Source organism: Myxococcus sp. AB025B (genome assembly GCF_006518215.1).
Lineage (GTDB): Bacteria > Myxococcota > Myxococcia > Myxococcales > Myxococcaceae > Myxococcus > Myxococcus fulvus.
In genome coordinates this window covers 1-11,731 of sequence record NZ_SRLW01000311.1, presented here as the reverse complement: position 1 = coordinate 11,731, position 11,731 = coordinate 1, and the positions used below count along the sequence as shown (strand labels likewise).

The window sequence follows — 11,731 nt, the reverse complement described above, 5'->3', positions numbered from 1 at the left end:
TCCCCGGGGCCGAGCGCTTGGTGTCCTGAAAAACCCGCCTCCACTGCGACCCCGTTTTCACCCCACACCCCCTGGAGCCCCCGAATGCGTCGTCTCGTCATCCTGCTCACCGCGCTGAACCTGGCCGCCTGTGCCCACTCTTCTGGAGGCGCGGCCACCCCCGCGGAGACCCAGGCCGCCGCGCCCGCGCCCAGGCCCGTGGCGACGCCCGAGGCGCGCAAGGCCGCCATGGAGGCGAGCGGGCTGGCCGCCGCTGGCAACAACGAGGCCGCGCTGCCCCTGTTCCGCGCCGCCTGGGAGGGCGGGGTGCGCAGCAACAACCTGGCCTACAACGCGGCCTGCGCGGCGTCGCTGTTGAACCAGGGCGAGGAGGCCCTGACGTGGCTGGGGCGCGCGGCGGACGAGGGCTTCGAGGACGTGGCCCACATGAAGAAGGACACGGACCTGGACAACGTCCGGGGCCTGCCGGGCTTCGCGGCCGTGGAGAAGCGCGTCGCCGAGGAGGCCGAGAAGCAGATGAAGGCGGCGGACCCGGCGCTGCGCGACGAGCTGCTGTCGCGCATGGAGGTGGACCAGCAGGTCCGCATGACGCTGATGAAGTCGAACTTCCAGGACGAGGCCGCCAAGAAGAAGCTGGAGGAGGTCGACGCGAGCAACACGGCCTGGCTCAAGGACGTCATCGCGAAGAAGGGCTGGCCGGGCCAGGCGCTGGTGGGCAAGAAGGCCTCGTTCGCGGCGTGGCTGCTGGTGCAGCACGCGGACAAGGACGTGGCGTTCCAGGAGCAGGTGCTACCCCTGCTGGAGCAGGCGGTGGCGCGGGGTGAGGGCTCCAAGCAGAACCTGGCGTACCTGACGGACCGCGTGCTGGTGAACACGGGCAAGCCGCAGCGCTACGGCACGCAGATGGAAGAGGTCAACGGGCAGATGGAGCCCAAGAACCTGGAGGACCCGGCCAACGTGGACGCGCGCCGCGCGGCCGTGGGCCTGGGGACGATGGAGGAGTACAAGGCCTCGTTCGAGGCGATGCGCAAGCAGGCCGAACAGAAGCCCTGAGTCCTGGGGCCCGGCTAGAGGCGGATGCCGAAGTGCTCCGCCAGTACCCGGGCGCGAGCGTCCTCGCCCTCCACGGGGTGCTGCTCGCGGGTGGTGCCCCGGGTGAGGACGAGGGCGCCTTCCTTGAGGGTGACGCGGCCCTCCCGCGTCGCCCGGGTGCACAGGCGTCCCCGCGTGAAGATGGACTGGGGCGACGTCTGGTGGTGGTGGCACATGTCCACGAAGTCCCCGAGCGCGCGCGGGACGAGGGACAGGGAGTACTGCGGCTGCCAGCCGGAGTCTTCGCGCCGCAGGAGCATGAGCCGGTCGCCCTCGGGCGCGAGCCGGAAGTCGCGTCCGACGCGCGTCTGCACACCCCTGTCGTCCAGGCGCAGGGGCTCGAGGAAGCTGTCGCCGAAGCCCACGTCGACGAGCCACGTCCCCTCGCGGTCCTCCACCTGGAGCGTCAGGTGGTCGAACTCCGGGCCGAAGGTGCCGTCCCGGGGCTCGGTGGCGACGCGCGCGGACAGCGGCGTCACGCGCAGGCCGCGCGCGGTGAGCAGGCGGGAGAACAGCCCGTTGAGCTCGTAGCAGAAGCCGCCGCGCCGGCGGACGACGACCTTGTCGAAGAGCGCGTCCGGGGCCAGCTGGATGGGCCGGCCCAGGTGGATGTCCAGGTTCTCGAAGGGCACCGACTCCAGGTGGGCGCGCTGCAGCTCGGCGAGCGATGCGTGCGCGGGGGCGCCGATGCGTTCGAGGTAGCGGGCGGAGTCGAACATGGCCCCATGTCTAGCGCGCTCGCGGGGCGCGCGCACCGTCCGCCGCGTGGAGAGGGCTCCCTCTTGAACACGAGGGAGCCCGCATGGGCCCTCAGCGGGTGGGCGCCGAGGTGACCTGGGGCAGCTTGCCGATGAACGCGCGCACGCTGTCCTGGTGGAGGCGGTTGGACTCCACGCACAGCCGCACGGACTCCAGCGCCCGGGCGTAGGCGCGCGGCGCGCCCTCCAGCTTGTCGACGCGAGGCCCGAGGAAGGCCTCCATCTGCGCGAGGCTGGTGTCGTCGCACAGCGAGCCCGTCATCGCGATGAGCCAGCCCAGCTCATCCGAGCGGACGCGCGAGGCCAGCGCGTCGAAGTGCTCGCGGTAGAACCGCCACGCCACCGCGCGGGTCTCCGGCCCGCTGAACGCGCCTCCGAACAGGGGCCGCGCGTCGCGCACGTCGAACTCCGTCATCGCCAGCGTCAGGTTCTGCTTCACCAGCTCCGGGTCGCGGAAGGCCGACAGCGCGTTGATCATCTGGTTGCGCTCGTTGCGGTCCTCCGCCTTGCGCGCGCGGGTGAGGAGCTGCTCGTGGAGCGCGCGGTCGGAGTTGCGCGCCGCCACCGCCAGCGCCACCGGCACCGCCTCCGGGCTCACGCTGTCGCGCTGCGCCAGCCACTTCGTCACCAGGGCCTTGGCCTCGCGCGTGAGCGTGGGCTCGTCACCCATCATCGTCGCGAGCGACAGGAACAACGAGCGCGTCTGCTTCACCTCGTCGCTGTCGCCCTTCGCCGGCTGCCAGCCCAGCGCCCGGGCCCGCGCGCCGTAGAGCTTGCCCACCCAGGCGCGGAAGCGCTGCCGCTCGGCGGGCGTGAGCGAGTCCTCGCCCACCAGATGCAAGAGGCGCGCGCCGCTCAGCGCGATGCCGCGGTCCGGGTCCTTCGCCGTGTCGTTCACCAGGGACAGCACCTCCCCGAGCCGCACGTCGCCCCGTTGCACCGCGCCCTCGATGTCCGCGAAGAAGGCCAGCCGCTCGGGCACCGTCAGCGACTTGCTGGCCACGCTGTTCACCTGCTGGAACTGCCGCAGCGTGTAGCTGGCGCGGTAGTAGCCCATGCCGCCCGCGTTGAGCAGCACCCACTGGGGGCAGCTCTTCATGGGCAGCTCCATCTCGCCGGTGCGCTCGGAGAGCAGCTGGCAGGCGCGCACGTCGCCCGCGCGGTCCCCGGCGCGCACGCACACGGGGACCGACCAGGTGGCGTCCTTGGACGCGGTGGAGCCCGCGGGCAGGAAGCGCTCCTGGGACAGCTTCAGGCGCGGCGCCTTGCCCGCGTCGCACACCAGCTGCGCGGAGATGTGGGGCGCGCCGGGCTGGTCGATGAAGCTGCGGAAGGAGCGCGCGACGTCGGGGCTCGCGGCCTGGGCGAGCGTGGCGGCGAAGTCATCCGACGTCGCCGTGCCCCACTCGTGCTTGCGGATGTGCGCGCGCAGGATGTCGCGCATCGTGTCCTCGCCCAGCCACGACTCGAACATGCCGATGATGGCGGAGCCCTTGGCGTAGGTGGTGGAGTTGTCGAACGAGCCGATGACCTCGTCGTGCGTGTTGGCGGGCTTTCTCACCGGCAGCGCCGCGGCGAGCGCGTCCGCGCTCATGGCGCCCGCCAGCGCGTTGGTGCTCGCGTCCCGGCCGAAGCCCCAGCTCGGGTCGAACCCGTCCATCTGCTTGCGGTCCAGCCACGAGGTGAGCGACTCGTTCAGCCAGATGTCGTCCCACCAGCGGCAGGTGACGATGTTGCCGAACCAGTAGTGCCCCAGCTCGTGGCCCGCGATGTTGACGTACCACTTGCGCCGCTGGAGCGTCTCCTCGCCGGGGCGGATGAGCGTCAAGGGCTGTCCCAGGGCGACCAGGCCCGGGTGCTCCATGGTGCCCCAGTAGCGGGGCACCACCGCGACGTCGAGCTTCTCGTACGGGTACGCCTGGTCGAAGAAGTCCTCGAGCACCGTGACGATGCGTGGGGTGACGCTCGCGGCGTATGCCGTCTCCGCGCCGCGGCCCTTGGGGACGACGAAGCGCAGCGGCACCTTGTTGCGTCCGGTGGTGCCCGCGTCCACCACGTCGAACGGGCCCACCACGAAGGCGACGAGGTAGCTGGGCATGGGCTTGCTGTCGCGGAAGGTGATGCGCTGCAGGCCGTCCGGCAGCGTCTCCTTCGCCTCGATGGCGTGGTTGGCCAGCGCCACGTCGTCTGCTTTCACCGTGAAGCGCAGCTGCCAGGGCACCTTGAAGCCCGGCTCGTCGAAGCACGGGAAGGCGCGGCGCGCGTCCACCGGCTCGAAGAAGGTGTAGAGGTAGTTGTGGCCGCCCTCCTCCTGCGAATACAGGCCCCGGCTGCGCTCCTTGTCGATGGTGCCCGTGAAGGCGATGACGATGCGCGCCTTGCCCGCGGGCAGCGTCTCCGGGAGCAGCAGCCCCAGCCGCCCCTCGCTCGCGGTGACGGCCTTGGCCTCGAGCGCGCGGCCCTGCGTCTCGATGCGCGCGGAGGTGACCTCCAAATCCTGTCCGTGCAGCCAGACCTGGCGCACCGGCTCGCGCACGTCCACGTCGATGGTGACGGTGCCGGAGTGGGTGGACTCGGTGGAGATGAGCTTCAGGTCCAGCAGGTAGTGCAGAGGCTGGACGGTGTCCGGCAGGCGCAGCGCGGGAGGCTGGGCCTCGGGCCACTCGGGCGCGGCCGCCACCGAGGCCTCGGGCTTGGACGGCCCGGCGGACCCGGTGGCGTGGGTACAGTGGAGTGAGAGCAACGCGGGGACGAGGAGGAGGGAGTGCCAGCGCATGCCGCGAGGCTATCGTGCCCTCCGCGATTGGCCACCGCGAAGCTCCTGTCCTGGATTCCGCGTGAGACAGGCAACGAAGACCTGTCCCATGACCGGACACGGAATGCGGGCCTGTCTCAGAAGCGGACGATGAACGCGTCGTAGCTGCCCGCGTTGGTGCCGCCCAGGCTGCCGTAGGTGGAGCCCGTCACGTAGGAGTTGCCGCTGGTGTCCACCGCCACGCCGCTGCCGACGTCGGGCAGGTGGGTGCCGACGACGCGCGTGCCCAGCTTGGTGCCCGAGCCGTCGTAGCGGGTGAGGAAGGCGTCCTGGCTGCCGGCGTACGGCTGGCCGTCCAGGGCGTTGGCCGTGTATCCCGTGACGTTCACGGTGCCGTTGGCGGCCACGGCGACGCCGCTCGCGTAGTCGGGCTGCGCGCCGCCGAGCATGCGGCTCCACTGGCGGTTGCCCATGGCGTCATAGCGGGCGAGCACCACGTCGATGGTGCCGGCGTTGGTGTGGCCGTCGAGGGTGCCGAAGGTGTCGCCGACGAGGTAGGCGCCGCCGTCGGGGCTCACCGCCACGCCCTTGGCGTCGTCGAGGTCGGAGAGGTCCAGCTGGCGCACCCACTGGGTGGCGCCGAGGATGTTTAGGCGCAGCAGGAACAGGTCCGTGCCCGTGGGTGTGGTGGCGCCGTCGAGGCTGCCGCTCGTCTGTCCCACGACGTACACCTTGTGGTCCGGCGTCACGGCGATGCCGCGCGCGATGTCGCTGCTCGTCGCGCCCAACTGCCTGAGCCAGTACGGGTTGCCGGCGGAGTCGTAGAGGCCCGCGAGGACGTCGTAGTGACCGGGGTTGCCGCCGTTGGCGAAGCTGCCGCCGGTGTAGCCGGAGAAGTACAGGGTGTCGTCCGCGCCGATGGCCAGGCCCGTGCCGAAGTCATCCATCTGCGTGCCCTGCTGGCGCACCCAGAGCTGCTGGCCCTGCGGGCTGTACTTGGCGATGAAGAAGTCATAGCCGCCGGCGTTCGTGTGGAAGCCCAGCGAGCCGTACGTGCGGCCGGTGACGTACACGTTGCCCTCGGAGTCGGTGGTCGCGGCGGCGGGGCGGTCATCCTCGGGGGTGCCGAACTGGTGCACCCACTGCAGCGTGCCCGCGGTGTCGTACTTCGCGACGAAGACGTCGTTGCCACCGGCCTTGGGCTCGGGGCCGAGCTGGCTGGTGGTGTTGCCCACGACATAGACGGCGCTGCCGGCGACGGCGACGGCGCGGGCCTGCTCGTCGAGGTTGGCGCCGAACTGCCGCGTCCACGAGGGCGCGGGGACCTGGGCCTGGACGGGGGCGGGGAGGCCCAGCGCGCACACGACACCGGCGAGGGCGAACGAGCTCAACACGGGAACCTTCATCACGGACTCCGTTTCGAAGAGGGGGAAGGCGAGCCGTGAAACGCGACGCGAAATGTCTCGTGACACGGCACTGATGCAAGAACACGGGACGGAAAGTCGCGGAAGATGGGTAATGAAAGACACGCGGTGTCCAGGCTGAATCCGGGTGTGAGTTGTCGTGGACCCGGTTGCATTTGACGCGCTGTGACAGTTGCTGCGTCGGGTTGCGTTCAGGTCACGGTGAAGGCGCGGGCGAGGGTGAGGACGTCGACGCGGGTGGCGCCGGCGTCCAGGAGCGCGGTGGCCGCGGCGCGCGCGGTGGCGCCGGTGGTGAAGACGTCATCGAGGAGGAGCACGTCCCGACCCGCGAGATCGTCCGAGGCGACGAAGGCGTCCGCGACGTTGTCGGCGCGCTCGGCCTCGGTGAGGCCCACCTGTCGTTGGGTCTCTCGCGTGCGCGTGAGCAGGCCGACGGGGGCGCGCAGGCCCAGGTGTTTCGCCAGGGAGCCCGCGAGCAACTGGGTCTGGTCGTACTTGCGCGCGTGGTAGCGGCGGGTGTGGAGCGGGAGCGCGACGATGAGTCGGGGCGCGCGGGTGAGGAAGCGCCGGGCCTCGGCAGCGAGCAGCTCTCCGAGGGGCGCGGCCAGCTCCGGGTGGTCTTCGTATTTGAAGCGATGGACGGCGCGGGCGACGGGGCCTTCGTGCGCGAACGGGGCCCAGGCGCGCAAGAAGGGTGGGGGAGAAGCGCGGCAGCGCGGGCACATGGCGGCGGGGAACGGACCGGGCTCCGCGCAGGTGCGGCAGCACACGGGCGGCAGGCGCTCCACGGCGGTGTCACAGGGCTCGCAGAAGAAGGCGCCGGGGCCTGGGAGGACCTTCGCGCAGGCGATGCACGCGGGCGGGTAGAGCACGTCCAGCAGGGCCCTCAGCATGGGCGCGCGCTCGTGGACGCCCGCTGCGTGGAACCCCTGCACCCGACCCGTGTCGTCCCCATCCCCATCGCCCGTTCCCCCACCGCCGGAGGGGAACGCTAGGCGGCGGTGGAGGGGAGCGTCGAGTGGATTCGTGGGTCAGACGCCAATGCCAGCATTCGCGCCACTTGCCTTCTGGGAAGGGAGGCTTGGGAGGTGGGAATGCGTGCGGGCCTTTGGATTCTTGGCGTCGTCCTCTTCGCCACGGGCTGCGCCGGGGTCGACGCGTCTTCTCGCGGGGGCACTTTCCAGCAACGCGCCGGGTGGGCTGGAGACGCTCGCGAAGCGGGTGACTGGGCGCACGGAGGGGAGCGGCGTGATGCGTTCGACGCCTTGCTGAAGAGTGCTGGGCTGGAGGCGCAGGACGCGCTGCCTGTCGCGGGGAGCGCGCTGACACCCAGGCATGCCGCCCGGCTCCTGCGGACGCTGCTGGGGAAGGACGTGACCTTGGGGCAGTTCCCGGCGCGTGTCGCGCTTGGCTTCATGCTGAGGGAGGTGCTGACCACGGGTGAGGTGTCGCGGGCCGGGTTGGTGCGCCGGGTGGAGCGCTTCAAGCATCTGGCGGTGCTCCGGCCTGATGGGTGCCTGGCGTGGGTGCGCAGTGGACGGACTCAGCAACGGGTGGCGCCCGTTGAGTGGAGGGCTGGGGCCTTCCGTGCGCACGGCTTCGAGCTGGGACGGTTCTACGACGGTCGCACGGGCGTCTTCCGGCTGCTGGACGCGGAACTGAAGGAGGAGAGCGGCTTCCCGCTGGCCGACGTCCACGATGACGCGGACGTCATCAGTCGGTCGCTGGATGGAGCTGAAGAAGCGTTCGTGGGACTGGCGCTCTCGGTGGGGCGGTTCTTCTCGACGTCGCCAGCGGAAAACCTCGCGGCGCTTCGTCAGTTGCCGGCCGCCGTGGTGGCGCTGCTGGAGTCATCGCCCGAGTACCTGGAGCGCTTCCGGTACATGACGCGAGGCGAGCAGGTGCAGGCCGTCTCGAGGCTGATGACGAACCTCATCGCCACGTGGGGGACGGTGTCCTCGGCGACGCGCACGTTGCAGGGGACGGCGTTCGCCACGGCGGAGGTGCCGGTGCTCGCGTTGTCCGCTGACGGCGCGGTCGCCATGCGAATCGTGGCGGCGCCCGTGGGGCATGCGGCCGCGGTGCTGAGTGGCGGCCCTGGCGCGGCCATCATCCTCCAGCGGGCGGGCACGGCCGTGAAGGAGGGGGGCCCATCGAAGGGGCCTGGGCAGTGGGGACCCGCGAAGGAGTCCATGTCCCCTCGCGCCCGTCGCTACCAGGAACAAATCACGGGCCACTCGGCGGACGAGGCATACTGGGTCGGAGGTGTCGGCAGGGACAGCGGAGGCGTGAAGTTCGATGGGTTCGAGAGGGGCGTGCTGCTGGAGGCGAAGGGGCCGGGCTATGCGAACAAGTTCCTCGACAACCTCACGCCGAGGGTTTGGTTCGAGAAGTCGGGAGCCAAGGCCCTCGTAGACCAGGCGCAGAGGCAGTTGGCCAAGGCGCCCGAGGGCACGTCGATTCGGTGGCACATCGCGGAAGAGAAGACAGCTGAAGCGATCAAGGAGCTGTTCCGAGTCAACGGAATCGACGAAATCGAAGTCGTCTTCATCCCTTTGCTCTGAGCGAGTCAGCCGCGCATGAACGAGACCTATTATGCAGGGGCCTACTGGGGGCCCAGGGAGGAACTGCCCGAGGCTTGCGCTCGACGGATGGCGGTTCTCCTCACGAAGCTGAGGACGGTAGCTCCCTCGTTCGCGCAGTGGTTCCAGACCGGCAAGTCTCGCCATGACGCATTGCTGCGGCCCATCGAGCCCAATGCCAATGAGCTCGAGGCGCTCGTTCGTCGAGGCAAGGACCGGGTCGTCAAGGAGATTGGTTTTCGCATCGAGGCCTGGAACGGCGTGGGCGATGACCACGGAGCGAGCAGCTTCCGAGTCACATGCGGTAGCTACGCAGCGAGGGTGAAGAACGCATGTGCGTTCACTCTCCCGAGTCAGGGTCCGCATGCAGACCCGGTGTTGACCGCGTCTGTGCTGGCTGGGCTCCTGCGCGCTTCCGCTGTCGCGTGGGCGCCTGACTGGGGAGTCGCCACTTCGCATGCTCTTGGCAACTTGATGGACGCACGGAGCCTCAAGGGGGCTCCTCGCATCGGGTGGGCGATGTACCTCGCGAATCATCGAGGCACGGTGCCCCCATTGCCTGCTCCCGTGCGCGTCGAACCCGTGGAGGACAAGGGCACCCTCATCATCCTCACCCCCGAGCGCTTCACGGCGAGCAACCCCCAGCACGTGGCGTTGGCCGAGCACGTGCGGGAGCTGCTGGACAACGCCGGCTTGCTCAAGCCCCTCCAGCCGTAGCGGACCGGAGGGGCCCCGTGCTCAGGGCAGTACGCCCTGCCGGTTCATCTCCTTCGACTGCGGCAGGTTCATCACCTTGCACAGCGTGGGCGCGATGTCCGCGAGGATGCCGGGGCGCAGCTTCTGTCCCCGGAACGCCGGGTGGATGAGGTGGAAGGGCACCGGGTTCAGCGTGTGCGCCGTGTGCGGCTCGCCCGTCACCGGGTCCACCATCTGCTCGCAGTTGCCGTGGTCCGCCGAGATGGCCATCACCCAGCCGTTGCGCTCGCACGCCTTGCCGAGCACCCCCAGGCACTCGTCCACCACGCGCACCGCCTGCATCGCCGCGTCCAGCCGGCCGCTGTGCCCCACCATGTCCGGGTTGGCGAAGTTCGCCAGCGCGAAGTCATACGTCCCCGAATCCAGCCGCCGCACCAGCTCCGCCGTCACCTCGCGCGCCGCCATCTCCGGCTTCAAGTCGTACGTCTTCACGTCGCGCGGACTCGGCACCAGGTGCCGGTCCTCACCCGGATACACAACTTCGCGCCCGCCGTTGAAGAAGAACGTCACGTGCGCGTACTTCTCCGTCTCCGCCGTGCGGAACTGCCGCAGCCCCTGCCGCGCCAGAATCTCCGGGAAGATGTCCTGCGGCTGGTCCGGCGCGAACGCCACCGGCAGGTCGAAGGTCTCGTCGTACTGGGTCATGCACACGTACCGCCCCAGCCGGAGCCCGCCCCGGTCGAACTCCTTGAACGTCGGATACGCCAGGGCCTGCGTCAGCTCCCGCGCCCGGTCCGCGCGGAAGTTGAAGAACACCACCGTGTCCCCATCCTGGATGCGGCCCACGGGCGTCCCATCCCCGCTCGCCATCACCGTGGGCTTCACGAATTCGTCCGTCACCTTCTCCGCGTACGACGCGCGGATGGCGCTCAGCGCGTCCGGCGCCTTGGGACCGCGCGCGTGCACCAGCGCCTCGTACGCCAGCTGCACCCGGTCCCACCGCTTGTCGCGGTCCATCGCGTAGTACCGCCCGCTCACCGTGGCGATGCGGCCCGTGTGCGTCTCGTGGAGGAAGCGCTCCAGCGCCTCCACGTAGCCCAGCGCGCTCTGCGGCGGCGTGTCACGCCCGTCCAGGAACGCGTGCACGTACACGTGCGGCACACCCCGCTCCCGCGCCGCCTTCAGGAGCGCGTACAGGTGCTCCATCGACGAGTGCACCCCACCCGGCGACACCAGGCCCAACAGGTGCAGCGCCTTGCCGTCCGCCTTCACGCCGTCCATCGCCGCGCGGAGCACCGGGTTCTGCGCCAGCTCCCCCGACTCGGCCGCGCGGTTGATGCGCACCAGGTCCTGGTAGACGATGCGACCGGCGCCGATGTTCGTGTGCCCGACCTCCGAGTTGCCCATCTGCCCGTCGGGCAGACCCACGGCCAATCCCGAGGTCTGTAGCTCGGTGAACGGGTAGGGGCTCGTCAGCTTGTCCAGGTTCGGCGTGCCGGCCAGGAGGATGGCGTTCGCCTCTCGCTCGTGGCGGATGCCCCAACCATCCAGGATGCAGAGCAATACCTTGTGCGCGGGAGTCATGCCCGAACCCTAACCACGCACCCGCCGGACGCGGAGGGGAAAAACGCGCTTCGACTCCAGGGCCGGCTTCTTCCCGCGGGCCCGCGCTACTCCTCGTGGGAGCGCGTCTTGTACGTCAGCACCGGCGCCAGCGTGGCCACCACCTTCACCAGCCCCGCCTCCACCAGGTCCGTCACCACCCGGTCGATGGCCTTGTACGCCTGCGGCGCCTCCTCGAAGAGCAGGTCCTTGTTCTCGCAGACGACGTGGCTCTTGAAGCTCGTCCGGGTGAGCGACTCCGCGGTGAAGCGCTCCTTGATGCGCTCCCGGGCCGCCGTGCGCGTCCACTTGCGCCCCGCGCCGTGCGCCAGGCTGTACGCGCTGCCCGTCCCATCCCCCACCGGCGCCACCAGATAGCTCAGCGCGCCACGACTGCCCGGAATCACCACGGGCCCCTCGTCCGCTGGCGCCGCGCCCTTGCGATGCAACCACCTCAGGGCCCCGTCCTCGCGTCGTGGGGTGACGCTGTTGTGGCAGACATCCAACACTCGCCGCGCCGGAGCGCCGATGCCGTCCAGCACCCTGCGCGCGACCAGCGCCCGGTTGGCCCGGGCCCACGCCACCGCGTGGTCATGCCGCGTCAGGTACGCCCGCGCCTCGTCCGAGCCCGCCACCAGCCCGCCCGCCGCGTGCCGGTCCACGTGGGCCCGCAGAATCGCCTCGCCCAGTCCGCGCGAGCCCGAGTGCACCAGCAGCAGCAACCGGTCCGCCTCCAGCCCCAGCTCGGCGAAGGCCCGCGCGTCGTGCACCGCGTCCACCCGCTGCAGCTCCGCGAAGTGGTTGCCGCCGCCCACCGTGCCC

Annotated in this window: 9 protein-coding genes; 3 read left to right on the top strand and 6 right to left on the bottom strand. The window is 70.4% G+C overall.

From position 1 onward, the window contains the following. Nucleotides 1–84: 84 nt before the first annotated feature. Entirely contained in the window at nucleotides 85–1,053 is a 969-nt protein-coding gene (locus FL311_RS35370) for a DUF6624 domain-containing protein (protein ID WP_141332098.1), read from the top strand. A gap of 14 nt (nucleotides 1,054–1,067) precedes the next feature. On the opposite strand, the gene FL311_RS35365 is transcribed toward FL311_RS35370, so the two are convergent. The 4 genes from FL311_RS35365 to FL311_RS44400 form a co-directional block, all read right to left on the bottom strand. Next, nucleotides 1,068–1,811, bottom strand: a complete 744-nt coding sequence (locus FL311_RS35365; protein WP_141332097.1) for an arylamine N-acetyltransferase — start codon at nucleotides 1,809–1,811, stop codon at nucleotides 1,068–1,070. A gap of 91 nt (nucleotides 1,812–1,902) precedes the next feature. Further along, a complete protein-coding gene (locus tag FL311_RS35360; protein WP_141332096.1) occupies nucleotides 1,903–4,626 on the bottom strand; it encodes a M1 family metallopeptidase in 2,724 nt (907 codons plus the stop codon). A gap of 116 nt (nucleotides 4,627–4,742) precedes the next feature. Further along, nucleotides 4,743–6,011, bottom strand: a complete 1,269-nt coding sequence (locus tag FL311_RS35355) for an SBBP repeat-containing protein (RefSeq protein WP_141332095.1) — start codon at nucleotides 6,009–6,011, stop codon at nucleotides 4,743–4,745. A gap of 209 nt (nucleotides 6,012–6,220) precedes the next feature. Beyond that, nucleotides 6,221–6,922, bottom strand: a complete 702-nt coding sequence (locus FL311_RS44400; protein WP_194869491.1) for a ComF family protein — start codon at nucleotides 6,920–6,922, stop codon at nucleotides 6,221–6,223. A gap of 372 nt (nucleotides 6,923–7,294) precedes the next feature. Between FL311_RS44400 and FL311_RS35340 the strand changes: the two genes are divergently transcribed. After that, nucleotides 7,295–8,593, top strand: a complete 1,299-nt coding sequence (locus FL311_RS35340; RefSeq protein WP_228557297.1) for a Tox-REase-5 domain-containing protein — start codon at nucleotides 7,295–7,297, stop codon at nucleotides 8,591–8,593. A 15-nt stretch (nucleotides 8,594–8,608) separates the two neighbouring features. Next, complete coding sequence (locus FL311_RS35335) at nucleotides 8,609–9,328, top strand: immunity 52 family protein (protein ID WP_368668605.1); 720 nt, start codon at nucleotides 8,609–8,611, stop codon at nucleotides 9,326–9,328. 21 nt (nucleotides 9,329–9,349) lie between these two features. Here FL311_RS35335 and gpmI read toward each other — a convergent pair whose 3' ends face one another. Together gpmI and FL311_RS35325 are read right to left on the bottom strand one after the other, a co-directional pair. Next, on the bottom strand, nucleotides 9,350–10,891 hold the full coding sequence (gene gpmI / locus FL311_RS35330) for a 2,3-bisphosphoglycerate-independent phosphoglycerate mutase (RefSeq protein WP_141332092.1): 1,542 nt from the start codon (nucleotides 10,889–10,891) through the stop codon (nucleotides 9,350–9,352). Between the two features lie 86 nt (nucleotides 10,892–10,977). After that, the coding region (locus FL311_RS35325; protein ID WP_141332091.1) for an RNA ligase RtcB family protein at nucleotides 10,978–11,731 on the bottom strand (754 nt) is incomplete at its 5' end.

What these genes read in the sequence shown, in the direction of transcription:
- FL311_RS35370 (WP_141332098.1), top strand. Translation starts at nt 85, where the DNA reads ATGCGTCGTCTCGTCATCCTGCTCACCGCGCTGAACCTGGCCGCCTGT.
- FL311_RS35365 (WP_141332097.1), bottom strand. Translation starts at nt 1,811, where the DNA reads ATGTTCGACTCCGCCCGCTACCTCGAACGCATCGGCGCCCCCGCGCAC.
- FL311_RS35360 (WP_141332096.1), bottom strand. Translation starts at nt 4,626, where the DNA reads ATGCGCTGGCACTCCCTCCTCCTCGTCCCCGCGTTGCTCTCACTCCAC.
- FL311_RS35355 (WP_141332095.1), bottom strand. Translation starts at nt 6,011, where the DNA reads ATGAAGGTTCCCGTGTTGAGCTCGTTCGCCCTCGCCGGTGTCGTGTGC.
- FL311_RS44400 (WP_194869491.1), bottom strand. Translation starts at nt 6,922, where the DNA reads ATGCTGAGGGCCCTGCTGGACGTGCTCTACCCGCCCGCGTGCATCGCC.
- FL311_RS35335 (WP_368668605.1), top strand. Translation starts at nt 8,609, where the DNA reads ATGAACGAGACCTATTATGCAGGGGCCTACTGGGGGCCCAGGGAGGAA.
- gpmI (WP_141332092.1), bottom strand. Translation starts at nt 10,891, where the DNA reads ATGACTCCCGCGCACAAGGTATTGCTCTGCATCCTGGATGGTTGGGGC.